The organism is Streptomyces sp. NPDC019937, assembly GCF_040631655.1.
GTDB lineage: Bacteria > Actinomycetota > Actinomycetes > Streptomycetales > Streptomycetaceae > Streptomyces.
In genome coordinates this window covers 172,265-195,583 of sequence record NZ_JBEYAL010000004.1, presented here as the reverse complement: position 1 = coordinate 195,583, position 23,319 = coordinate 172,265, and the positions used below count along the sequence as shown (strand labels likewise).

At 71.7% G+C, this 23,319-nt stretch carries 23 protein-coding genes and 1 pseudogene; 13 read left to right on the top strand and 11 right to left on the bottom strand.

The genetic code is table 11. The annotated features are described in order from the left end of the window. Nucleotides 1-33: 33 nt before the first annotated feature. Together ABZ562_RS05210 and ABZ562_RS05205 are read left to right on the top strand one after the other, a co-directional pair. Complete coding sequence (locus ABZ562_RS05210) at nt 34-1,056, top strand: ATP-binding cassette domain-containing protein (protein WP_361474266.1); 1,023 nt, start codon at nt 34-36, stop codon at nt 1,054-1,056. Next, a complete protein-coding gene (locus ABZ562_RS05205) occupies nt 1,053-1,877 on the top strand; it encodes an ABC transporter permease (RefSeq protein WP_361474264.1) in 825 nt (274 codons plus the stop codon). The genes ABZ562_RS05210 and ABZ562_RS05205 overlap by 4 nt, the downstream gene beginning before the upstream one ends. An 8-nt stretch (nt 1,878-1,885) precedes the next feature. Here ABZ562_RS05205 and ABZ562_RS05200 read toward each other — a convergent pair whose 3' ends face one another. Next, complete coding sequence (locus ABZ562_RS05200) at nt 1,886-5,257, bottom strand: BTAD domain-containing putative transcriptional regulator (protein WP_361474261.1); 3,372 nt, start codon at nt 5,255-5,257, stop codon at nt 1,886-1,888. A gap of 197 nt (nt 5,258-5,454) precedes the next feature. On the opposite strand from ABZ562_RS05200, the gene ABZ562_RS05195 reads away from it, so the two are divergent. Further along, nucleotides 5,455-6,252 carry a site-2 protease family protein gene (locus ABZ562_RS05195; RefSeq protein ID WP_361474259.1) on the top strand — a complete coding sequence of 266 codons (798 nt, stop codon included), beginning with the start codon at nt 5,455-5,457 and terminating at the stop codon, nt 6,250-6,252. Here ABZ562_RS05195 and ABZ562_RS05190 read toward each other — a convergent pair. From ABZ562_RS05190 to ABZ562_RS05165, 6 genes are all read right to left on the bottom strand, one after another. Next, on the bottom strand, nt 6,242-6,442 hold the full coding sequence (locus tag ABZ562_RS05190; RefSeq protein WP_361474256.1) for a hypothetical protein: 201 nt from the start codon (nt 6,440-6,442) through the stop codon (nt 6,242-6,244). The genes ABZ562_RS05195 and ABZ562_RS05190 overlap by 11 nt on opposite strands. Before the next feature lie 111 nt (nt 6,443-6,553). Then, nucleotides 6,554-7,291 (bottom strand): NADPH-dependent F420 reductase, encoded by a 738-nt coding sequence (gene npdG / locus ABZ562_RS05185; RefSeq protein ID WP_361474253.1) that lies wholly within the window; start codon nt 7,289-7,291, stop codon nt 6,554-6,556. 24 nt (nt 7,292-7,315) lie between these two features. Continuing rightward, entirely contained in the window at nt 7,316-8,194 is an 879-nt protein-coding gene (locus ABZ562_RS05180; protein ID WP_361474532.1) for a carbohydrate ABC transporter permease, read from the bottom strand. A gap of 122 nt (nt 8,195-8,316) precedes the next feature. Continuing rightward, nucleotides 8,317-9,261 carry a sugar ABC transporter permease gene (locus ABZ562_RS05175; protein WP_361474251.1) on the bottom strand — a complete coding sequence of 315 codons (945 nt, stop codon included), beginning with the start codon at nt 9,259-9,261 and terminating at the stop codon, nt 8,317-8,319. Further along, entirely contained in the window at nt 9,258-10,595 is a 1,338-nt protein-coding gene (locus ABZ562_RS05170) for an extracellular solute-binding protein (protein ID WP_361474248.1), read from the bottom strand. Before ABZ562_RS05170 ends, ABZ562_RS05175 begins: the two co-directional genes overlap by 4 nt. Next, nucleotides 10,592-11,701, bottom strand: coding sequence for a sialidase family protein (locus ABZ562_RS05165; protein WP_361474245.1), 1,110 nt, complete (start codon nt 11,699-11,701; stop codon nt 10,592-10,594). The genes ABZ562_RS05170 and ABZ562_RS05165 overlap by 4 nt, the downstream gene beginning before the upstream one ends. A gap of 220 nt (nt 11,702-11,921) precedes the next feature. Here ABZ562_RS05165 and ABZ562_RS05160 point away from each other — a divergent pair, with 220 nt between their 5' ends. The 3 genes and pseudogenes from ABZ562_RS05160 to ABZ562_RS05150 all read left to right on the top strand — a co-directional run bounded on the left by ABZ562_RS05160 (nt 11,922) and on the right by ABZ562_RS05150 (nt 14,251). Further along, a complete protein-coding gene (locus tag ABZ562_RS05160) occupies nt 11,922-12,530 on the top strand; it encodes a hypothetical protein (protein WP_361474242.1) in 609 nt (202 codons plus the stop codon). A 177-nt stretch (nt 12,531-12,707) separates the two neighbouring features. Then, nucleotides 12,708-13,986: pseudogene (locus tag ABZ562_RS05155) on the top strand (IS701 family transposase). 127 nt (nt 13,987-14,113) lie between these two features. Then, a complete protein-coding gene (locus tag ABZ562_RS05150; protein WP_361474239.1) occupies nt 14,114-14,251 on the top strand; it encodes a hypothetical protein in 138 nt (45 codons plus the stop codon). Between the two features lie 2 nt (nt 14,252-14,253). Here ABZ562_RS05150 and ABZ562_RS05145 read toward each other — a convergent pair whose 3' ends face one another. Genes ABZ562_RS05145 through ABZ562_RS05135 form a run of 3 tightly spaced genes read right to left on the bottom strand, consistent with a single transcriptional unit; the run spans nt 14,254 to nt 15,571 of the window. After that, on the bottom strand, nt 14,254-14,994 hold the full coding sequence (locus ABZ562_RS05145; RefSeq protein WP_361474236.1) for an NUDIX domain-containing protein: 741 nt from the start codon (nt 14,992-14,994) through the stop codon (nt 14,254-14,256). Continuing rightward, entirely contained in the window at nt 14,991-15,332 is a 342-nt protein-coding gene (locus ABZ562_RS05140) for an aldo/keto reductase (protein WP_361474233.1), read from the bottom strand. Before ABZ562_RS05140 ends, ABZ562_RS05145 begins: the two co-directional genes overlap by 4 nt. Beyond that, the gene (locus tag ABZ562_RS05135) at nt 15,302-15,571 is read right to left on the bottom strand and encodes an aldo/keto reductase (protein ID WP_361474230.1); all 270 of its coding nucleotides are present in this window, start codon (nt 15,569-15,571) and stop codon (nt 15,302-15,304) included. Before ABZ562_RS05135 ends, ABZ562_RS05140 begins: the two co-directional genes overlap by 31 nt. A 106-nt stretch (nt 15,572-15,677) precedes the next feature. Between ABZ562_RS05135 and ABZ562_RS05130 the strand changes: the two genes are divergently transcribed. After that, nucleotides 15,678-16,988 carry an MFS transporter gene (locus ABZ562_RS05130; protein ID WP_361474227.1) on the top strand — a complete coding sequence of 437 codons (1,311 nt, stop codon included), beginning with the start codon at nt 15,678-15,680 and terminating at the stop codon, nt 16,986-16,988. Nucleotides 16,989-17,021: 33 nt separating this feature from the next. Here ABZ562_RS05130 and ABZ562_RS05125 read toward each other — a convergent pair whose 3' ends face one another. Continuing rightward, nucleotides 17,022-17,246: a hypothetical protein gene (locus tag ABZ562_RS05125; RefSeq protein WP_361474224.1), complete on the bottom strand. Its 225-nt coding sequence runs from the start codon at nt 17,244-17,246 to the stop codon at nt 17,022-17,024. A 59-nt stretch (nt 17,247-17,305) separates the two neighbouring features. Between ABZ562_RS05125 and map the strand changes: the two genes are divergently transcribed. From map to ABZ562_RS05095, 6 genes are all read left to right on the top strand, one after another. Then, nucleotides 17,306-18,163 carry a type I methionyl aminopeptidase gene (gene map / locus ABZ562_RS05120; protein WP_361474221.1) on the top strand — a complete coding sequence of 286 codons (858 nt, stop codon included), beginning with the start codon at nt 17,306-17,308 and terminating at the stop codon, nt 18,161-18,163. 75 nt (nt 18,164-18,238) lie between these two features. Next, nucleotides 18,239-18,898 carry a biliverdin-producing heme oxygenase gene (locus ABZ562_RS05115; protein WP_361474218.1) on the top strand — a complete coding sequence of 220 codons (660 nt, stop codon included), beginning with the start codon at nt 18,239-18,241 and terminating at the stop codon, nt 18,896-18,898. A gap of 154 nt (nt 18,899-19,052) precedes the next feature. Beyond that, nucleotides 19,053-20,186, top strand: a complete 1,134-nt coding sequence (gene efeO, locus ABZ562_RS05110; protein ID WP_361474216.1) for an iron uptake system protein EfeO — start codon at nt 19,053-19,055, stop codon at nt 20,184-20,186. A gap of 9 nt (nt 20,187-20,195) precedes the next feature. After that, a complete protein-coding gene (gene efeB, locus ABZ562_RS05105) occupies nt 20,196-21,452 on the top strand; it encodes an iron uptake transporter deferrochelatase/peroxidase subunit (RefSeq protein WP_361474213.1) in 1,257 nt (418 codons plus the stop codon). A 31-nt stretch (nt 21,453-21,483) separates the two neighbouring features. Beyond that, nucleotides 21,484-22,455 (top strand): iron uptake transporter permease EfeU, encoded by a 972-nt coding sequence (gene efeU, locus ABZ562_RS05100; protein ID WP_361474210.1) that lies wholly within the window; start codon nt 21,484-21,486, stop codon nt 22,453-22,455. Further along, on the top strand, nt 22,406-23,314 hold the full coding sequence (locus ABZ562_RS05095) for a hypothetical protein (RefSeq protein ID WP_361474529.1): 909 nt from the start codon (nt 22,406-22,408) through the stop codon (nt 23,312-23,314). The genes efeU and ABZ562_RS05095 overlap by 50 nt, the downstream gene beginning before the upstream one ends. Nucleotides 23,315-23,319: the final 5 nt, after the last annotated feature.

Here is a 23,319-nt window from a genome sequence, read left to right as displayed (position 1 = left end):
TGATCTGTCGGCGCCGGGTGTCACTCTTACGACATGACGCGACAGGAACACAAGATCAGGGACGGCAACGCCGTCGAAGTACGGGGGCTGATCAAGCACTTCGGCGACACCAAGGCGGTCGACGGGGTGGATCTGGACGTGCCGGAAGGCACCGTCCTCGGTGTCCTCGGCCCCAACGGAGCCGGGAAGACCACCCTCGTCCGCTGTCTGTCCACCCTGCTGGTGCCGGACGCCGGCACCGCCGTCGTGGCGGGGTACGACGTGGTGCGGCAGCCCCGGCAGCTGCGCCGCACGATCGGCCTGACCGGGCAGTACGCCTCGGTCGACGAGAAGCTTTCCGGCTGGGAGAACCTGTACATGATCGGGCGGCTGCTCGATCTGCCCCGCAAGGAGGCCCGGGCGCGCGCGGACGCCATGCTGGAGCGGTTCTCGCTGACGGACGCCGCGAAGCGGGCCGCGGCCACCTACTCCGGCGGGATGCGCCGCCGGCTGGACCTGGCCGCCTCCATGATCGGCCGCCCCGCGGTGCTCTATCTGGACGAGCCGACGACCGGTCTCGACCCGCGCACCCGCAACGAGGTGTGGGACGAGGTCAAGCGCATGGTCGCCGAGGGCTCCACGGTGCTGCTGACCACCCAGTACATGGAGGAGGCCGAGCAGCTGGCGCACGACCTCACGGTCATCGACCGAGGCAAGATCATCGCCGAGGGCCGGGTCAACGAGCTGAAGGCCAAGGTCGGCGGGCGCACCCTGCAGATACGCCCCTCCGACCCCGGTGAGCTGAACCGCATGGTCGGCGCCATCGCGCAGGCCGGGCTCGACGGCGTCGGCGGCGCGACCGCGGACGTGGAGGAGGGCCTGGTCAACGTGCCGATCATCAGCGACGAGCAGCTGACGGCGGTGATCGGCCTGCTCGGCGAGCGCGGCTTCGCGATCGCCGGGATCGACACCCATCTGCCCAGCCTGGACGAGGTGTTCCTGGCCATCACCGGCCAGAAGGCCTCGACGCCCGAGCCCAGCAAGAACGACACGTCCCTTGAGGAGGTTGCCGCGTGAGTACGGCAACGGTGACCGCTTCGGCGAAGGACCTGCCCGGCGAGGGGCGGATCGGGCTGCGCGCCAATCTCCGGCACATCGGCGCCCTGGTGCGGCGGAACGCGCTGCAGATCAAGCAGGACCCGGAGTCGATGTTCGACGCGCTGCTGATGCCCATCGTCTTCTCGCTGCTGTTCACCTATGTCTTCGGTGGCGCGGTGTCGGGCGGCGACCGCGGCGAGTACGTCAACTACTTCATCCCCGGGATGATGGCGATGGGCGGGCTCAACATCGCCATGTCGGTCGGCACCGGCGTCAACGACGACTTCCGCAAGGGAGTGATGGACCGCTTCCGCACGATGCCGATCGCCCGCTCCTCGGTGCTGATCGCCAAGCTGATCGTGGAGACCGGTCGGATGCTGGTGTCCACCCTCATCCTGCTGGCCATGGGCTTCATCATGGGCTTCGAGCTGAAGACCGGCCCGGCCGAGCTGGCCGCCGCTGTCGTCCTGGCCCTGATCTTCGGGTCGTCGCTGACCTGGGTCTTCATGCTGCTGGGGCTGTCGCTGAAGACACCGCAGGCGGTGCAGGGCCTCGGCTTCCTGGTGATCATGCCGCTGCAGTTCGGCTCGTCGATCTTCGCGCCGACCAACACCATGCCGGGCTGGCTGCAGTCCTTCACCAAGTACAACCCGCTCTCCCAGCTCGCCGACGCGGCGCGCTCGCTGACCAGCGGCCACGGCCCGCTCGCCCATCCGGTGACCGTCGCCCTGGTGTGGGCGCTGGCCATCACGGTGGTCATGGCGCCGCTGGCGGTGCGCAAGTTCCGTACGAAGACCTGAGTGGTGGCTCAGACGAGGGCGGCGGCCTCCTCCACGGTGAGGCCCCCGCCCTCCGCGTACGCCCGCTCGAAACTCCCGTCGTCCAGCCAGGCCCGTATCGCCGCCACGCCCGCCGCCCGGTCCGCCCGCTCCTTGGCGGGGATCCGCTGGAGGCCGGGCCGCAGCGCGTCGTAGGCGCCGAGCAGCCGTGCCCCGACCTCGGCCCGCTCCGCGCCGCCGAGGGCGGCCAGTGCCCGCGCGGCCGTCAGCAGCTGGATCACGGGCACCTGCGGGGCGACCACCTGGGACATGAGGTCACCGGTCTTCGACAGCGCCCCGCGAATCCGGGTCAGCGCCTCCCCCGGCTGCCCCTCCATCAGGTCCAGCCAGGCCATCATCCCCTCGACCAGGCCCTCGAACAGTTCCAGCGCCCGGTTGCCGAACTCCTCGTGCAGCACCGCCAGATGCTCCCGGGCCTCGGCCACCCGGCCCGTGACGCCGCACCGGTGGGCCAGGTGCATCCGGACGTACGTCGCGGCCTCGGTACCCGCCTGCTGCGGCTGCTCCAGCAGCTCGCGCAGGACCCGCTCGCCCTCCGCCGCCTCCGGCTCGTCCCCGTGCTCGACGTGCAGCCCCGCCAGCCGGGCCCTGAGCAGCGAGACGTGGGAATGCGCGTCCAGCTCCTCGACGTAAGCGATCGCCGCCCGGTAGTCGTCGGCCGCGGCCCGGCCGTCGCCGATCAGCTCCAGGGTCTCGCCGCGCCCGGACAGCGCCTCGGCCGTGCCCCAGGCGTCACCGAGGCTCTTGAAGATTTCCAGGCTCTCGTCGGCGTCCCGGCGCGCCTGCTCCCCGAGATCGCCTCCGCCGCGCTGGGTCATGACCTTGGCCCGCATCTGGAGGGTGAAGGCCAGCTCCCAGGTGTAGCCCAGCTTCCGGCTGGTGCGCACCGACGCGTCCACGACCTCCCGCATCAGGGCGAGGTCGCCCGTCAGCAGCACCGCGAAGAACCACATGACGCCGGGAATCCGGCAGGTCTGCGGCAGCCCCGGGCGGTAGGCCTCGACGATGCCCCGCATCTCCTGCCGGAGCACCTCGTCGTCCATGGCCCTCATGTTGCCTTCGAGGTTGGCCAGAGCGAACAGCCGCACCCCGCGCCGCGCCTCCTGAAGCAACTCGGGCTCCATCGGCGGCGGTTCGTCCGTGCAGCTCCGGTGCAGCGGGGGCGCCGGGGTGACCGGCGGCTCGAACGGGTTGGGGCCCAGCCGCGCCACGGCCGTCGCCCAGTGGCGTGCGTCGCCGCGGTGGCCGCGCAGGTTCCAGAACCAGCCGAGCGACAGCACCAGGCACAGCGCCTCCTGCTCGTCGCCCGCCGCGACGGCCCGGCGCAGCGCGGTGCGCAGGTTCTCGTGCTCGGTCTCCAGCCGGGGCAGCCAGACGCGCTGTTCGCGGCCGCGCAGCAACGGGTCGGCGGTACGGGCCAGCTCCCGGTACGCGACCAGGTGCCGCCGTTCGACCACGGCCCGCTCCCCCGCCTCGTCCAGCCGCTCGGCCGCGTACTCGGCGACGGTCTCCAGCAGCCGGTAGCGCATCTCGCCGTCCGTGCCGGGCGCGGCGACCACCAGCGACTTGTCGACCAGGGACCCGAGCAGCCCGGCGACGTCCCGGGGGTCGACGGGCCTGCGGTCGCGCGGGTCGCCGCAGACCGCCTCGGCCTCGGTGAGGTCGCAGCCGCCCGCGAAGACGGAGAGGCGGGCGAGGACGGTGCGCTCGCGGTCGTCGAGGAGGTCCCAGGACCAGTCGACGACGGCGCGCAGCGTCTGCTGGCGGGGCAGCACGGTGCGGCTGCCGCTGGTCAGCAGGCGGAAGCGGTCGTCGAGGCGGTCGGCGATCTGCCGTGGGCCCAGCAGCCGCAGCCGGGCGGCGGCCAGTTCGACGGCCAGCGGCAGGCCGTCCAGGCGCCGGCAGATCTCGGCGCACGCCGCCGGGTCGTCGTCGGCGCGGAAGCCGGGGCGGGCCGCCGCGCCCCGCTCCTGGAACAGCCGCAGCGCCACCGGGTCCGGCAGCGGCTCCACCGGGCGCACCAGCTCGCCGGGGACGGCGAGCGGTTCGCGGCTGGTGGCCAGGACGGTGACGCCGGGGCAGCGGGCCAGCAGGGAGTCGGCGAGCCGCGCCGCAGCCTCGACCAGATGCTCGCAGTTGTCGAGCACGATCAGCATCCGGCGCGGTTCGCAGTGCTCCACGAGCCGCGCGAGCGGATCGTGGGCGGTCGGGTCGGCCGCGGCGCGCAGCCCCTCGGCGGCGCTGCCGCGGATGACGGTCTCGCGCGCGCCGAGCGCGGTGAGCACGGTCTCGGGCACGGTCTCCGGGTCGTCCACGGGGGCGAGTTCGGCCAGCCACACCCCGTCCGGCCAGGCGGTCGCGACCGACTCGGCGGCCTCCTGGGACAGCCGGGTCTTCCCCGCGCCGCCGGGCCCGAGGAGGGTGACCAGCCGGTGCGCGGCCAGATCGGTGCGCAGCGCGGCCAGATCGGCCTCCCGGCCGACGAAGCTGGTGAGCCGGGCCCGCAGATTGCCGCCGCGCGCGGGGCGCTCCGGCCGTTCGGGGCGCGCCGGGCGCTGCGCCCCGTACGGCGGCCGTGGCGGGCGGGCGGGCGCCGGGGCGGGGTCCAGCAGCTCCGCGTGCAGGGCGCGCAGCTCGGGGCCCGGGTCGGCGCCCAGCCGGTCGGCGATCTCCACCCGGAGCGCCTCGTACGCGGCCAGCGCCTCCGCGGTCCGGCCGGTGTCCCGCAGGGCGCGGATGCGCAGCGCGTGCAGCGGCTCGTCCAGGGGGTGCGCGTCGCACAGCTCGGCGAGCGCGGGGAGGGCCTGGGCGGCGTCGCCGAGGGCGAGGCCGGCGGCGATCCGGCCGCGCCGGGCGTCCAGCCGCTGGGCCTCGGCGCGGGCGGCCGCGGCCATCGCGTCGGGAAGGTCGGTGAGCGCCGGGCCGCGCCACAGGGCGAGGGCCTCGTCGTACGCCGCGGCGGCCTTGGCCGGGTCGCCGTCGGCGAGGGCGCGGGCGCCCTCCTCCGCGAGCCGTTCGAAGCGGTGCAGATCGACGTCGTCGGGCTCGGCGCACAGCCGGTAGCCGCCGGGGCCGGACGCGATGGCCGCCTTGCCGACGGCCCGCCGCAGCCGCGCGACGAGGGCCTGCAGCGCGCCGTTCTCGTCGGCGGGCGGGTCGGTGTCCCAGACCTCGGCGATGAGCGCGCCGTTCGTCCGCAGCCGCCCCGGTGTCAGGGCGAGCGCGGTCAGCAGGGCGCGCAGCCGTGCGCCGCCGAGGTCGACGGGGGTGCCGTCGTCGTGGTGGGCCTGGGTGGTGCCGAGGATGGCGTAGCGCACGGCCCCATTGTTGTCGACGGTCACGGCTCCCGGTTCACCCGCTCCCGGACCTCGCCCGTCCGCTTGTCCGCCGGGTGTCCGGTGGCCGGGGGTGACGATGTGGATGGCGGCATGGGTCCACTCTGCCCGGAACTCCCGGCACCCCGTCCAACGTTTTCCGGGCGTCGAGCGGGGCACCGTACGACGCACCATGACCGGTACCGGACGGAGAAACCTCGCGCATGACCACCGCCATCAGCCGCCGTGAGCGGCGGATCAGTCCCGTCTTCCTCGGTCTGGTCGCCATCATGGCCGTGTCCGCGTGGGCGGTGTGGACGGACTACTCCTCCAGCCCCGGCTTCGCGGTCTTCCTCTTCGTGGTCTCCGGCTGGGTCGTCTCGCTGTGCCTGCACGAGTACGCGCACGCCCGTACCGCGCTGCACGGCGGCGATCTGTCGATCGAGTCGAAGGGCTATCTGACCCTCAACCCGCTGAAGTACACGCATGTGGCCCTGAGCATCGTGCTGCCCGTCATCTTCGTGATCATGGGCGGGATCGGGCTGCCGGGCGGGGCGGTCTTCATCGAGCGGCACCGGATCCGGGGCCGCTGGCGGCACAGCCTGATCTCGGCCGCGGGACCGCTGACGAACGTGCTGTTCGCCGCCGCGCTCACCGCCCCGTTCTGGCTCGGCGGCGCGGGCCAGGTGCCGCTGGTCTTCCGCTTCGCGCTCGCGTTCCTGGCGCTGCTCCAGGTCACCGCCGCGATCCTGAACTTCCTGCCGGTGCCGGGGCTCGACGGCTACGGGGTGATCGAGCCGTGGCTGTCCCACCGGATCCGGCGGCAGGTCGAGCCGTACGCTCCGTTCGGGCTGCTCGCGGTCTTCGGCATCCTGTGGATACCCGAGGTCAACCAGGTCTTCTTCGACGCGGTCGACGCGATCATGCGGGGGCTCGGGGTGACGCCGTTCGAGACCTACTTCGGCCAGGAGTTCTTCCGCTTCTGGCAGGGCGCGCCGCAGTTCCCGGGGATCAGCTCGTAGCGCCCGTGGCCTCGCGCTCGGCGTCCCGCTCGGCCTTGGCCCTGCGTACGTAGAACCAGGCCATGTTGGACGAGATCCCGGCGAGCAGGACCCAGACGACGCCGAGCCAGCTGCCCCGCGCGAACGAGACGACGGCCGCGGTGACGGTCAGGGCGCAGACGAGGAGGGCGTAGACGGCGAGGCGGGGCATGGGGGTGGCTCCTGTGGGGTTCTGTCGGGGGTGCGCTTGTCGACATTGTCGCCCATGCCCCGCCGGGGCGTACGGCGCGGGCTCCGCTCGGACGTCCGCTCGGACGTCCGCTCAGACGTCCGTGACGCGCAGGCCCGCGTGGGCCTTGTAGCGGCGGTTGACCGAGATCAGGTTGGCCACCAGGGACTCGACCTGGTGGGCGTTGCGCAGCCGGCCCGCGAAGACGCCCCGCATGCCGGGGATGCGGGCGGCCAGCGCCTGCACCAGGTCGGTGTCCGCGCGGGACTCGCCCAGCACCATGACGTCCGTGTCGATCTCCGCGATCTCCGGGTCCTGGAGCAGCACGGCCGACAGGTGGTGGAAGGCGGCGGTGACGCGGGAGTCCGGGAGCAGGGCCGCGGCCTGTTCGGCGGCGCTGCCCTCCTCCGGCTTCAGGGCATACGCGCCCTTCTTGTCGAAGCCCAGCGGGTTGACGCAGTCGATGACGAGCTTGCCGCTCAGCTCCTCCCGCAGCGCCTCCAGCGTCTTGCCGTGGCCCTCCCACGGGACCGCGACGATCACGATGTCGCTGCGGCGCGAGCACTCGGCGTTGTCCGCGCCCTCGATGCCCAGCCCGGCGCCGCCCAGCTCCTCGGCCGCGGTCTGTGCGCGCTCGGCCGCGCGGGAGCCGATGATCACCTTCTGTCCGGCCCGGGCCAGCCGGTAGGCGAGGCCGCGGCCCTGGTCGCCGGTGCCGCCGAGCACGCCGACGACCAGGCCGGAGACGTCCGGGAGGTCCCAGGGGTCCTTGGCGGGGGCCTTCTTGGCGGGGGCTTCGTTCGGGGCGGTCGTGCCGTCAGGAGTAGTCATGACAGCGATACTGTCACGCCCACGTCAGGCCTTCACGCTCCCCTCCGTGAGCCCCGTGCGCCAATACCGCTGGAGGACGCCCATCAGCACCATCAGCGGCAGCACGGACAGGAAGGCGCCGCCGACCGTGTACTGGTACAGCTCCGGCTGCCGGTCCGCGTATCCCGTCCAGGAGGTCAGGCCGAGCTGGATCGGATAGAGGTCGGAGTCGGAGAGCATGACCAGGGGGAGGAAGAAGTTGTTCCAGATGTGCACGAACTGGAACAGGAAGACGGTGACCAGGGCCGGGGTCATCAGCCGCAGCCCCACCGTGGAGAAGATCCGCGCCTCCCCCGCCCCGTCGATCCGCGCCGCCTCCATCAGCGAGTCGGGGACGGCGGCGGCCGCGTAGATCCGGCAGAGGTAGACGCCGAAGGGGCTGACGACGCTGGGGACGAGGACGGCCCAGTAGGTGTTGGCCAGGCCGATGCGGCTGAAGAGGAGGTAGAGGGGGAGGGCGAGCGCGGTGCCGGGGATGAGGACCCCGGCCAGGATGACGTTGAAGATCCCCTCCCGCCCGGGGAAGCGGAACTTGGCGAGGGCGTACCCGGCGGCGGCCGACAGCAGGGTCGCGGCGAGGGCGCCGACGCCCGCGTACATCAGGCTGTTGGCGAACCACCGTGCGTAGATGCCGTCGTCGTATGTCAGTACCTGGCGCAGACGGCCGAGGGGGTCGGGGTCGTGGAACCAGAAGCCGAAGGTGCCGAAGAGGTCGCTGCTGGACTTGGTCGAGGAGACGACGAGCCAGTAGACGGGCGTGAGGAAGTAGACGGCGGCGACGGCGAGCAGCGAGACGGTGATGACGCGGTACCGCAAGGCGGGCCGCCGACCGCGCTCCGCGCGTCGGCGGTCCGGGTGGGCCACGCCGGGCGCGGGGCCGCCGCCGGGCGCGGGGCCGCCGCCGGGCGCGGGGTCCGGGGGTCGTTCGGCCACGCCCGCGCCGGTGGCCGGTTCCGCGCCCTGCCGGCCCGGGTCGTCCGCCTGGCTCACCGGTCCTCCCCGCCCTTCCCCCGCTGGCCCACCAGCCGCAGGAAGCCGAAGGACAGCACGCACGCCACGACCGCGAGCAGCACCGCCTCGGCCGCCGCGATGTGCTGGTTGTTGCTGGTGAACGCCTCGTTGTAGGCGGCCAGGTTGGGGGTGTAGCCGGAGTCGATCGAGTTACTGAGCGGTTTGAGCACCTTGGGCTCGGCGAACAGCTGGAGGGTGCCGATGAGGCTGAAGACCGTGGTGAGGACGAGGGCGGGCCTGATCAGGGGGAGCTTGATGTGCAGGGCGATCTGCCCGGCACTCGCGCCGTCGATCTTCGCCGCCTCGTACAGCTCCCCCGGCACCGCCTTGAGCTGCGCGATCAGCACCAACATGTTGTAGCCGGTGAACTGCCAGGTCACGATGTTGGCGATGGACCACAGCACGGTGGAGCGGCCCAGGAAGTCGACGTCCCAGCCCGCCGAGTGCGCCATTTCCACCAGCGGGCTGATCCCCGGTACGTAGAGGAAGCCCCACAGGATCGAGGCGATCACCCCGGGCACCCCGTACGGCAGGAAGAAGGCGGTGCGGAAGAAGCCGACCCAGCGCGCGGACGCCGCCTCCAGCAGCAGCGCCAGCGCGGTGGCGAAGGCAATCATCACCGGGATCTGGACGGCGCCGAAGAGCAGCACCCGCCCGAATCCGGCGGTGAAGTGTCCGTCCTGGAGGGCGTGGGTGTAGTTGGCGAGGCCCGCCCAGACGTCCTTCGTCTCGCCGCCGAGGCCGAGCGGGCCGGTGCGCTCGACCTTCAGCAGGCTCTCGTAGAGCGCGAAGCCGATGGGGGCGATGAAGCAGAGGAGGAACAGCGCGAGGAACGGCAGCAGGAAACCGGCCGCCGCCCGCGCGCCGCGCGCCTCGGCCCGCGTCAGGTGCCACCCGCGGCGCCGCACCGGGCTCGTCATCCGGCCTCCGCCTTGAGGCCCTTTTCCTTGAGGTCGCTGATCGTGTCCCGCTGCACCTTCGTCAGCACCGACCGGAACGACGATCCGTCGCCGATGGCCGCCGTGAAGGCGTCGCCGAGCCGCTGGTAGAGGGTGTCGGTGGCCGGGCCCCACTTCCAGCTGGTGTCCACGCCCTTGCTCGCGTCGTCGAACACCTTGCTGTACGCCTGCCCGCCGAAGAAGTCCTTGTGGACGTCGAGGTCGGAGGTGGCGTAGCCCTGCTTGGCGCCGGGGGTGCCGTAGCCGTTCTCGATCAGCAGCTTGATCGACTCGGGGTCGGTGTTGAGCCAGACCGCGAACGCCAGGGCGTCCTTGGGGTACTTGGACTTGGCGAAGACGGCGGTCGTGGAGCCGCCCCAGTTGGCGTACGCCCCGTCCCCCCGCTTCCACTGCGGCATGGGGACGACCCGCCACTTCCCGGCGGTCCTGGGCGCGTTGCCGACCAGCAGCGCGTCGCCCCAGCTGGCGCCGAGCCAGGAGGCCATCGCGCCGGTCTGGACGTCCTTGTACCAGGCGTTCTGCCGGTCCGGGATGGTCTTGATCAGCTTCTGCTTGACCAGCGCGTCCCAGTAGTCGGCGACCTTGACGGTCGGCTCGTCGTCGATCGAGACGGTCCAGGTGTCGCCCCGGGCGCCGAACCAGCGCGCCCCGGCCTGCCAGGCGAGGCCCGCGAAACGGTTGCCGTTGGTCGCCGAGAACGTCTCGATCCAGGCGCCCTTCTTCCGTATCGCCTTGGCCGCCGCCTCGTACTCGTCCCAGGTGGTGGGAGGCTCCACGCCCCACTTGTCGAACAGGTCCTGACGGATGAACAGCCCCATCGGCCCGGACGCCTGCGGTACCGCGTACACGCCCTTGCCGAACACCGACTGCTGCCACTGCCAGCCGACGAACTTGTCCTTGTACCGCTCGATCCCGTACTTCGTGAGGTCGAGCAGCCCGTTGTCGATCAGGAAGCTGGGCACCACCGGGTACTCGATCTGGCCGAGGTCGGGCGGGTTGCCCGCCTTGATCGCGGCGTGCATCTTCGCGTATTGGGCGCCCTCGACCGCCGACACCTTCTCGACCTTGACCCGGACCTCGGGGTTCTTGCTGTTCCACAGGTCCACGGGCTTGTCGATGCCCGGCACCCAGGACCAGAAGGACAGGGTGATCTTCTCGCCCTTCTTGCGGCCCTTGGGCTCGTCGCCCCCGTCGTCGTCCCCGCCGCATCCGGCGAGGGCGAACCCGGCCGCCGCGGCGGCCGCGCCGCCGAGGACGGCACGCCGGCCGAATCCCGCGTTTTCTGACATGCTCATACCAGCTCCTCCACCGGAATGCGCCGGAATGTGATGGTCGAGTAGGCGCTGAAGTCGCCGGTCTCGTAGAGCAGTCCGACCGTGTCCCGATCGATCCTGACCAGGTCGGAGTAGGCGGCGGGCAGCCCGTCCACGGTGTGCGCCACCTGCCAGGTGACCCCGCCGTCGCGGCTCGCCCGCACCGTCATCAGGGCCCGGAAGCCGGGCGCGGCGGGCCCGGAGTACAGCAGGACATCCGGGTCACCGAGGTGCAGCACACAGCCCTCGACCACCGGCGTCACCAGCCCGGCCTGCGGCCGGAAGGGGGTGGCCAGGGTCGCGCCGCCGTCGCGGGAGCAGGCGTCGGCGCGGGTGCCGGGCGCGGTCGCGTCGTTGCGGGTATTGAAGTAGACCCGGCCGTCGGGGAGTTCGGCGGCGGTCGTCTCGTTGACGTTGATGTAGCCGTCCGGGTCGTCGTCCACGTACCCGATCCGCCAGGTCTCGCCGTCGTCGTCGCTCAGCAGGTCGTGCCCGCCGTTGTAGCGGCCCTCGGTGCCGATGTCGCCGGGGACCGTCGGGGGGAGGGAGTGGTTGGCCGGTACGACGATCCGGCCCGCGTGGTCGCCGTGGCGTAATCGCAGCGCGTGACCCGGCGTCGTGGCGTACCAGCGCCACTCGGGGCGCTTGGCCTGCGCGGTGATCTCGCGGGCCGCGCTCCAGCTCACGCCGTCGTCGTCGCTGTACGTCAGCCACACCCGCCGCCCGTCCTCCGCGGACACCTCGCCGCGGCGGATCCGGTCCTCGGTCGCGGAGGCGGCGCTGCGGACGTGCACCAGGACGATCCGGCCCGCGTGCGGTCCGTCCTCCAGCACCACCGGCGCAGGGTTCCCCGCCGTTCCGTCCCCGTTGCGCGCGACGACCGCGGGCGCGCCCCAGGTCCGGCCCCCGTCGGCGGACCGCTTCAGCACCAGGTCGATGTCCCCGTGATCGGCGGACGACCCCACCCGCCCCTCGGCGAAGGCCAGCAGCGTCCCGGCGCGCGTGACCACCACCGCCGGAATCCGGTAGCTCGCGTACCCCCCGACCCCGGCCCGGAACGGGACGGAGACCTCGTACGGGCATGCCATGCGGACCCTCCCGATGCGCCGTTGCAATCGATCGAGTGCTCAGCCAGAAAAATGGGACGTAGGACGTCCCTTGTGTCCGGCGACCATAGGGTTTGCCTCACAGAGCGTCAAGAGTCGGCACAATGAACAGTTGTCGCCGCATGGTGCCCGTGCCCTCGAAGGGGTGACCGTCCCCCGTTCCTCCGGCCCCCTCGCCCCACCCACGGCAGGATCCGGTGCCATGGACGCCGTACGGGTCGCGCTGCTGCGCGAAGTGCTCGCCGGGACCGAGTGGTTGCAGTCCACCCGCCGCTTCGCGGGCTCCCTGCGGGCCTCGATCGGCTCGCGCGAGGGTGGATTACTGCTCGTGGGCAGCGAGGAGTACGAACCCTGGCACCTGGCCGCGCACCTCGACGACGAGGCCGCCTGGTCCGGTCTCCCGGAGCTGTCCCCGACGCTCGTCCGCCACCGGGTCCCGGCGGGCCGCGCGGTCCCGGCCCATCTGTCGGTCGGCCTGGGCCGCCTGGAGGCCGCCGGGCGCGGCGAGACCCTGCTCGTCGTCACCCCCGGCGACCCGGGCGCCGGGCTGCTGGAGCGCGTCAACGACGCCCGCCGGGGCGGCGCCACCGTCCTCGCCCTCGACGGCGGCGACGCCGAACTCCACGCCCTGGCCCACGACGCGCTGTCCGCCCCCGAGGGCGCCGACCTCGACCTCGATACGGTCCAGCACCTGGTCAGCGCGGCCGCCGGGGAGAACACCCTCCCGCCCCGCCCCGGCCGCCGCCGCATCCGCGACCGCCTGGCCCGCCTGGCCGACCAGCTGACGTCCCCGCCCCCACCCCCGTGGTGAGTGGTTCACCCGTGGTTGCTAGTACTCCAGCCGTAGATCGTGATCTTGCTGATGGGGGTCGGTGCGGAGACAGGTGCGGCCACCGCTGATCATCGGTGTGTGAAGACAGAAGATCCTGCGGTGGCCGCAGGTCACAGCGTAGTGCCTGCCCGCTGGCAGGCGATGTTTGAAAACCTGATGAGCCGGATCGCGGGCCGCTTCGCGCGGGTGGAACCCAGGCGTCGGACGCGACAGTTGATGCTGGGGCTGCTGGCAGACCTGCCGCGCAAGAACTGTTGGACGATCGCCGAGCACACTGGGGACGCCACGCCGGACGGGCTGCAGCACCTGCTCGGGCGGGCGAAATGGGACGCCGACCTGGTACGCGACGACCTGCGCGAGTTCGTGCTGGACAACCTGGCCGACGACCAGGCCGTACTCGTGGTCGACGAAACCGGTGACCTGAAGAAGGGCACCCACACGATGGGAGTGCAGCGCCAGTACACCGGCACCGCCGGCAGGATCGAGAATGCCCAGGTCGCCGTCTACCTCACCTACACTTCCCGGCACGGCCACGCCGGCATCGACCGCGCCCTCTACCTGCCACCCCAAGTCCTGGACTGGTGACCAGGAACGCTGCGAGCTGGCCGCCGTCCCGCAAGATGTGGGCTTCGCGACCAAGCCGCAACTGGCCTGGCAGATGATCGAACGCGCTCTGGACGCCGGAGCCCGGGCCGCGTGGGCGGCCGGCGATGACGTCTACGGCAACAACCCGAAACTTCGCGCGGCGCTGGAAGACGTGCTCGCGGTCTCCCGCACCCACCACGTCACCACCCCCGCCGGACCCCAACGGGCCGACCATCTCGCCGAGCGCATCCCGCGCCGGGCCTGGCAGAAGCTCTCGGCCGGACACGGCGCGAAGGGACATCGCTACTACGACTGGGCACTGATCGCCATCACCGCAGGTGATACGGCCGGCCATCAGCACCTGATGATCCGCCGCTCCCGCACCACCGGCGAACTGGCCTACTACCGCTGCTACTCGCCCTGCCCGGTCCCGCTGTCCACACTGGTCAAGGTCGCGGGAAGCCGATGGACAGTAGAGGAGACATTCCAGAGCTCAAAGACACTGACGGGACTGGACGAGCACCAAGTACGCCAGTGGGGCTCCTGGCACCGCTGGGTCACCCTGGCCCTGATCGCGCACGCCTTCCTCGCCGTCACCACCGCCCTCGAACGCCGCGACCAAGCCCCGGCCGGCGACGGGACCAGCCCTGACGGACTGATTCCGCTCACCTGCAACGAGATCCAGCGCCTGTTCACCGCCCTCATCACCCGGCCCGCCCGCGACACCGCCCACCGAATACGCTGGTCCACCTGGCGACGACGTCACCAAGCCCGCGCCCGCCACAGCCACTACCGCCGCCAGGCAGCCCTGTTGGCAGCCAGCTCTGATTCCCCGTCCGCGGCCAGTTAGCGGGGAGCCATCCGGCCGCGGCTACGCGCGCATCGTCGCCCTGGACCTTGTCGCGGGCGCGGAGGCGCACCTCAAGCGCGGCAGCATCGAGCAGGCGTGCGCCACCTGGCACCGGGCCATCGACCACATGGGCGGTGTCCGCTCCGTCCGCACGCGGAAGGCGGTCTCCCGCATGCGCGGCGACCTCTCCCGCTTCCGGGCCCGTGGCCTGCGGTGCGTGGCCGAGCTCGACGAACGGGCGCGCGACTTCCTCGCAGGCATCTGACGTCAGCGGCGCCCGGAGAAGCGGCGGACGATCGGCTCCAGGTAGTCCGCGTGCGGACCGGAGAGACCGGCCAGTTCGTCCGATGAGCGCACCAGGGCGATGTCGTCGAGTTCAGGTTCGCGACCCTGGGCGCGCTCGGCTGCCGCAGCAGCGGTGAAGCCTGCGCGTAGCGTTGCCTCGGGAAGGGCCGGTGCCAGGTAGGTCAGGCCGATACTGCCGTTCTCGCCGCGGGTGACGACCCATGGCTGCAGGTCCTCGAAAGCCGCGCCGATCCCCAACTCCTCGGTGAGCTCTCGCGCGGCCTGGCCGGCCAGTGCTGACGTGTCAAGCACCGCCCCGTCCGGAGGAGGCTCCACAGACCCCCCTGGCAGCTGCCAGCGGCCCGGGGCGGCCGTAGAAGGGGACATCCTCGCTGCCAGTACACGGCCGTCATCGGTCGGCTGGACGACGTTCACGAACAACGAGGGCAGTGCGGTGGCGCCGGGAACGCGACGCAATGCGTAGTGCCGGTACGTCACACGCACCCATGACAGACGCAGGACATGCAGGTCTGTCCACTCCAGACCCCCGCACGCCACCACAGGCCCGTCGAAGAGGGCGGGGTTGGCCCGCACCGCCATGTCCCACACCCGGTCCCGGGCCTCAGCATCCCGGGGCGGCAGCGGCGGCTCCGTGGCTTCGGCCAGCAGAAGCCGTTCAACCTCGAAGAGGTCAATGCCCACGGGGGGCAGTGTCTCGGTCACGGGCCCATCGTAGAACCCACTCCGGCTCGCATCCGTCGCCGTCCTGCGCGACTGGCTGACCACCTGGGAGAACGCGGGCCGTCCCGCATCCGGGCAGGCCGACTCCCGACACCACGAACCCCAACGTCCGAGGAAGCTGGCGACCCGCGTGCCGGGCGGGGCTGCTGGTCGCGCCGGTACTTGCCGGTGAGCCGCCCCTGCCCCAGCGGGCCGTACAGCAGCGTGCCCAGGCCGGCGTCCACACCGGCCGGAAGGATCTCCCACTCGACCGCGCGGGCCAGCAGGCTGTACTGGACCTGCCGGGAGATCAGCGGTGGGTCGCCCCACTGCGCCAGCACCCGCGCCAGCTTGGCGACCTGCCACCGCCGAAGTCGCTCACGCCGGCGTGGCGAGCCTTGCCCGCGGCGACGATCCCGGCGAGGAAATCGACGATCTCCTCGACCGGGTGCTCGTCGTCCGGGCCGTGCGGCTGATAGAGGTCCACCTGCTCGACTCCGAGCCGGGAGAGGCTGGCATCGAGCGCGGTGCGCAGATACGCCGCCTTCAGGCTGCCCGCTTCGACGTACGCGTCGGGCATCTAGTGGGCTGGCAGTTGGAGTGCGCTCCAGGGCAACGCCCCGCAGGCGGACCGTAATTCGGTTGCCGCGCGGGGCGGCGCGTCCGGACCATGTGCACTCGTGACCTTGACCGACGAAGACGGCCATTCCGCGCCGGAACCACCGGGCCGGAGGAGACGTTCCCGCGCGCTGCTGCCGGACCTCGCGCCCTGGCGCTCCTCCCGCGACTTCCGCCTCATGTGGACGGCGGGCCTGGTGACCGCCTTCGGCAGCTTCCTGACCGTGGTGGCGCTGCCGCTCCAGATCAAGGAGCTGACCGGCTCCACGGTGGCCGTCGGCGCGATCGGGGCCGTGGAGCTGGTCCCGTTGATCGTCTTCGGGCTGTACGGCGGGGCGCTCGCCGACGCCGTCGACCGCCGGAAGCTGATCCTCGCCACCGAGGCCGCGCTCGGGCTGCTCTCCGTCCTGCTGCTGGCCAACAGCCTTCTGCCGCACCCCATGCTGTGGCCGCTGTACGTCGTCGCCGCGCTGAGCAGCGCGCTGATGGGGCTGCAGCGCCCGGCCCTCGACGCGGTCGTGGCCCGTATCGTCCCGCACGACCAGCTCACCGCGGCGGCCGCGCTGAACGCGATGCGCTGGCAGCTGTCGGCCATCGCGGGCCCCTCGCTCGCCGGTGTGGTCGTCGCGTACGCGGGTCTGCCGCTCGCCTACGGCCTCGACCTGCTGACCTTCGTCGCCTCCCTCCTCCTCGCGGTCGGCCTCACCCCGGCCCCGCCCGCCCATGACGCCGAACCGCCGTCACTGCGGGCGATCGCGGAGGGCGCGCGGTACGCGTGGCGGCGCAAGGAGCTGCTGGGGACGTACGCGGTGGACATGGCCGCGATGTTCTTCGCCTTCCCCAACGCGATCTTCCCCTTCCTCGCCGACACCCTGGACGCCCCCTGGGCGCTCGGCCTGATGTACGCGGCGGGTTCGACCGGCTCGGTAGCGGTCAGCGCGACCAGCGGCTGGACGTCCCGCGTTCACCACCACGGCCGGATGGTGGTCCTGGGCGCGGCGGTCTGGGGCGGGGCGATGGCCGCCGCCGGGTGGCTGTCGAACATCTGGCTGGTGCTGCTGTGCCTGACGGTGGCGGGCGGCGGCGACACGGTGAGCGGACTGTTCCGCTCCACGATCTGGAACCAGACGATCCCCGACAAGATCCGCGGCCGCCTGGCGGGCATCGAACTGCTCTCGTACGCCACCGGCCCCCAGCTGGGCCAGGTCCGCGCCGGGACCGCGGCCGGTGTCATGGGCGTACGGACCGCGGTGTGGTCGGGCGGCCTGGCCTGCGTGGCCTCGGTGGCCCTGCTGGCCCTGGCCCTCCCCCGGCTGATGGCGTACGAGGCGCGTACGGACGCCCACGCGAAGGCCGTCCGCGAGGCCGCGGCCGACTGAGAGCCTTCGAGCGGCCGGCGGGCCGGACAGGGCCTAGGAGCCGCCGCCCGGGGCGTCGTCCTGCCAGCGGGGGTCGTTCTGCCACTGGGCGTTCCGCTCCTGCGCGGTCTCCAGCGCGCGTCCCGCCTCCGCCGGGGTGGCGTACGGGCCCAGGCGGTCCGCCGCGCGGCATTCGGGGCCCTCTTCGACCTTGTGATGCTTGACGCAGTAGTACCACTCGCCCGGCTTTCCGACGGGCCCCTTCCTGAACAGCGCCATTCCGGCCTCCTCTTCCTCGCGGCCATGGTGCCCGATCCGGCGCCGATACACTCGCTGATATGTCTGGCCAGTCACTCCTTGTTCCGGGGAAGCTCTCCCCCGCCCGCCCCGTCCCCGCCTCGATCCCGCGGCCCGAGTACGTCGGGAAGGAGGGTCCCGCGCCGTACGAGGGGCCCGAGGTGCAGGATGCCGAAACGATCGAGCGGATGCGGATCGCGGGGCGGATCGCCGCGCGGGCGATGGAGGAGGCCGCGAAGCTGATCGAGCCGGGGGTGACGACGGACGAGCTGGACCGGGTCGCGCACGAGTACATGTGCGACCACGGCGCGTACCCGTCCACCCTCGGCTACCGCGGCTTCCCGAAGTCGCTGTGCTCCTCGGTCAACGAGGTCATCTGCCACGGCATCCCGGACACCACCGTCCTGCGCGACGGCGACATCGTGAACCTCGACGTCACCGCCTTCATCCACGGCGTGCACGGCGACAACAATGCCACCTACCTGTGCGGCGACGTGGACGAGGAGTCGCGGCTGCTGGTGGAGCGGACGCGGGAGTCGCTCAACCGCGCGATCAAGGCGGTCAAGCCGGGCCGGCGGATCAACATCATCGGCCGGGTCATCGAGTCGTATGCCAAGCGCTTCGGCTACGGCGTGGTCCGCGACTTCACCGGCCACGGCGTCAACACCTCGTTCCACTCCGGCCTGATCGTGCCGCACTACGACAGCCCGCACCACACGACCGAGATCAAGCCGGGCATGACGTTCACGATCGAGCCGATGCTGACGCTCGGGACGTACGAGTACGACATGTGGGAGGACGGCTGGACGGTCGTCACCAAGGACCGCAAGCGGACGGCGCAGTTCGAGCACACACTGGTGGTGACGGACACCGGGGCGGAGATCCTGACGCTCCCCTGAGCCGGGAGGGGTTTTGCCGACAGGGCGTCGGGAAAGGGTGGGGTCAGGTCGCCCTCACCCACCACGGAGGCCGTTTTGGACGCCGCGCCCACGCCCTTCTCCGCACTCCTCCGCGCCGCCTCGCACGAGCAGCACACCGAGGTCGCCGGGTCGGCCTTCATGGGCGATCTGCTCGGCGGGCGGCTGGGCGTGGACGCCTACCGGCGGTATACGGAGCAGCTCTGGTTCGTCTACCGGGCCCTGGAGACGGTCCCCGGCCGCCTCGCCGAGGACCCGGTCGCGGGTCCGTTCGTCACGCTCGACCTGGCCCGCACCCGGGAGCTGGAGCGCGATCTGACCCACCTCGGCGGCCCTCGCTGGCGCTCCGGCCTGGAGCCGCTGCCCGCCACGGAGCGGTACGCGGCCCGCGTGGAGGCGTGCGTGCGCGACTGGCCCGCCGGGCTGGTCGCCCACCACTACACCCGCTATCTCGGCGATCTGTCCGGCGGCCAGATCGTCCGCGGGATGGCCGAGAAGACGTGGGGCTTCGACCGCAAGGGCGACGGGGTGCGGTTCTACGTCTTCGAGTCGATCGACAATCCGGCCGCCTTCAAGCGCGACTACCGCGCCCTGTTGGACGCGCTGCCGGTGGACGACCTGGAGAAGCAGCGCGTGGTCGACGAGTGCAAGCGCGCCTACGGGCTCAACAGCGCGATCCTCTGCGACCTGGGCCGCCGCTTCCCGCTCAGCGCCTGAAGGTCGCGAAACGTCTCCATACCACGATCAGGCCACTTGGCCGAAACTTTGCCATGCGCAAACGGATCTTTGGAATTACTCAGGCGACACACAGGTAAGGCTCAGTTAAGTTAGGTCGGCCTTATTCGTCCCCTGAGTCGTGTCTGGAGCCCGCATGCGAGCCGCTCGCACCCCCGTCGTCGCCGCCATATCGGCGTTGACGACACTCACCGCCGTCGCCGGCTGCGCCGAGAAGTCCGACGCGAAGGGGTCGGACGCCGTCCAGGTCACGGCCTCGGACAGCGCGTGCGAGGTCTCCCGGACGTCGTTCCCGGCCGGGCATGTGAAGCTCGCGGTGGAGAACAAGGGCTCCAAGGTCACCGAGGTCTACGTCTACGCCCCCGGCGACCGGATCGTCACCGAGCGGGAGAACATCGGGCCCGGCACCAACGCCGTGATCAACGCCGAGGTGAAGACCGGCTCGTACGAGATCGCCTGCAAGCCCGGGATGAAGGGCCACGGCATCCGGCAGAAGGTGTCCGCCACGGGTAAGGGCGCGGCGGCGAAGCGGGATCCGCGGCTGGACAAGGCGGTGGCCGCCTACCGGGCGTACACACGGCGGCAGGCCGACGAGACGCTGCCGAAGGCCCAGGCGTTCGCCGACGCGATCAAGAAGGACGATCTGGAGGCCGCCAAGAAGGCGTACGCGCCCTCCCGCGTCGGCTGGGAGCGCACCGAGCCGGTCGCGGAGTCGTTCGGCGACATCGACCCGAAGGTCGATGTGCGCGAGGACGGGCTGGAGAAGGGCCAGAAGTGGACCGGCTGGCACCGGCTGGAGAAGTCGCTGTGGCAGACGAAGAAGATCACCAAGGCCGACCATGACCTCGCCGACCAGCTGATCAAGGACCTCAAGGACTGGCGGAAGCGGGTCGGCACCGCCGAGATCACCCCCACCGGCATGGCCAACGGCGCCAAGGAGCTGCTGGACGAGGTGCAGACCGGCAAGGTCACCGGCGAGGAGGAGCGCTACAGCCACACCGACCTGGTGGACTTCGAGGGCAACGTCGAGGGCGCCGAGACCTCGTACAAGCTGCTGAGGCCGGTGGCCGCGAAAAACGACCCGGCGCTGGCCAGGGAGCTGGACAAGCAGTTCGCCGCGGTGCGGAAGCTGCTGGACGAGTACCGCGAGGGCGACGGCTTCGTCTCGTACGACACCGTCTCGGAGAGCAAGCGCAAGGAGCTGTCGGACGGGGTCAACGCCCTGGCCGAGCCGCTGTCCAAGCTCGCCGCCGCCGTCGTCTCGAAGTAGGAGAAGGTCATGACCGACGAGGCCACGACCTCCCACTCCCGCCGCACCCTCCTCGGCTGGGGCGGTGCCGGGCTCGCGCTCGGCGCCGCGGCCGCCGGGGGCACCGCCGCCGCGCTGGGCACCGACGACGGCCCCCGGCAGGCGGCCGGCAGCGGCGGCGCCGTCCCCTTCCACGGGGCCCACCAGGCGGGCATCGCCACCGCCGTCCAGGACCGGCTGCACTTCGCGGCCTTCGACGTCACCACCGACGACCGCGCCGAGCTGATCGACCTGCTCAAGGAGTGGACGAAGGCGGCGGCCCGGATGACCCAGGGGCACGCGGTCGGCGGCGGCGCGGTCAGCGACCTGGTCGAGGCGCCGCCGGACGACACCGGCGAGGCGCTGGGCCTCAAGCCGTCCCGGCTCACCCTCACCTTCGGCGTCGGCCCCACCCTCTTCAAGGACAAGAAGGGCAGGGACCGGTTCGGGATCGCGGGGCGCCGCCCCGAGGCGCTGATCGACCTGCCCGCCTTCCCCGGCGACGACCTCGAGGCCGCCCGCAGCGACGGCGATCTGTGCGTCCAGGCGTGCGCCGACGACCCGCAGGTGGCCGTGCACGCGATCCGCAACCTGGCCCGCATCGGCATGGGCAAGGTCGCCGTCCGCTGGTCGCAGCTGGGCTTCGGCAAGACGTCCTCGACCACCCCGGACGCCCAGACGCCGCGCAACATGATGGGCTTCAAGGACGGCACCCGGAACATCCCCGGCACCGACACCGCCGCCCTGGACAAGCACGTGTGGGTGAGCGAGAAGGCGGGCCCGGCCTGGATGGCGGGCGGCTCGTACCTGGTGGCGCGGCGCATCCGCATGCACATCGAGACCTGGGACCGCACCTCGCTCAAGGAGCAGGAGGACGTGTTCGGGCGGGACAAGGGCGAGGGCGCGCCGTACGGCAAGCAGCACGAGCGCGATGCGCCCAACCTGAAGGCGATGCTGCCCGACGCGCACGTCCGCCTCGCCCACCCGGACTCCAACGGCGGCATCCGCATCCTGCGCCGCGGCTACTCCTTCACCGACGGTACGGACGGTCTGGGGCGGCTGGACGCGGGGCTGTTCTTCCTCGCGTACCAGCACGACGTACGCGAGGGCTTCGTACCGCTGCAGCGGCGCCTGGCGCGCTCCGACGCGCTCAACGAGTACATCCAGCACGTGGGTTCGGCGCTGTTCGCCATCCCGCCGGGCGTCCGGAACGCGGACGACTGGTGGGGCAGGGCGCTTTTCACCTGACCGGACAGAGAACGAGAGGAAGGCGAACCCCGTGTTCGGCAATTATCTGATCGGGCTGCGCGAAGGGCTCGAAGCGAGCCTGATCGTGTGCATCCTGGTCGCCTACCTGGTCAAGACCGGTCGCCGGGACGCGCTGCGGCCGGTGTGGCTGGGCATCGGCGCGGCGATCGCGCTGGCCCTGTCCTTCGGCGCGGCCCTGGAGTTCGGCTCGCAGGAGCTGACGTTCGAGGCCCAGGAGGCGCTGGGCGGCTCGCTGTCCATCGTCGCGGTCGGCCTGGTGACCTGGATGGTGTTCTGGATGCGGCGCACCGCCCGCCATCTGAAGCGCGAGCTGCACGGCAGGCTGGACGCGGCGCTCGCCATGGGCACCGGCGCGCTGGTGGCCACGGCGTTCCTGGCGGTGGGCCGGGAGGGCCTGGAGACCGCGCTGTTCATCTGGGCCGCGGTGCGGGTGGGCAACGACGGCTCGGCGGACCCGCTGATCGGGGCGGCCCTGGGCCTGCTCACCGCGGTGGTGCTGGGCTGGCTGTTCTACCGCGGCGCGCTGCGGATCAACCTGGCGAAGTTCTTCACCTGGACGGGCGGCATGCTGGTCGTGGTGGCGGCGGGCGTCCTCGCGTACGGCTTCCACGACCTCCAGGAGGCGAACTGGCTTCCGGGGCTGCACTCCCAGGCGTTCGACATCAGCTCCACGATCGCGCCGGACACCTGGTACGGCACCCTGCTCAAGGGCGTCTTCAACTTTCAGCCGGACCCGACATGGCTCCAGGTCACAGTGTGGCTGCTGTATCTGGTCCCCACGCTGACCTTCTTCTTCGCCCCGGGTAGGGTGGCGCCGTCCAACGCAGCCCCGAAGGAGCCGCAGCCCCATGACACGCAGGTCACCCCGCCGGCCGTCCGTCCTTCCGACCGCAGCGGCGGTACTGGCGCTGGGCATGACGCTGACGGGGTGCATGACGGTGCACGGCGAGCGGGAGAACATACCGTCCGTGGACAAGGCTGAGGCCGCCGAAACGCTCAAGGACTTCACCGCCACCTACAACAAGGCGTACCAGGAGCTGGATCCGTCGGTGGTGAGCGAGGTGGAGACCGGCCCGCTGAAGGAGATCAGCACCGCCGACCTGAAGGCCCAGCACGCCAACTCCCCGCAGGGCAACCCGAACTACCCGCCGCTGAAGCTGTCCGACGCGAGCTTCCACATCCCCCGGCAGATCGGGTGGCCGAAGTTCTTCGTGGCGGACACCGACAGCAACCGGGACGCCAACCGGTGGCTGGTGGTCTTCACCCGGGAGGGCGCCGATCAGCCGTGGAAGGCCGCGTACCTGTCGATCCTCAGCCAGGACGAGGTACCGGCGTTCGCGACCGACAAGGACGGCTGGGCCAAGCCGGTCAAGGCCGCGGGCGCCACGCCCCGGCTGGCGGTGCGGCCGGACAAGCTGAGCGGCGCGTACACCGACTACCTGATGACGGGGAAGGGCGACACGTTCGCGGACGGTTCCGCGACGTCGGGGATGCGGGAGTCGCGGGCGAAGTTCAAGAAGACGCCGAAGTTCTGGACGCAGTACATCGACACCCCGGCGGCCGGCGGCGGCTCCGAGGCCCCGGTGGGGCTGCGGACGAAGGACGGCGGCGCGGTGGTCTTCTTCACCTCGCACCACCGCCAGAAGCAGACCATGGCGAAGGGTTTCCGGCCCAACCCGGATCCCCAGGTCAAGGCGCTGATGACGGGCGAGGCGAAGAGGGCGGTGACGCTGACCCGGGTCGCCGAGTCGGCCGTCCGCGTGCCCGCGAAGGACGCGGCGGACCCGAAGGTGGTCTTCCTCAACCGCCTGGAAGGCGTCACGGGGGCCGCGGGCGAGTAGCGCGA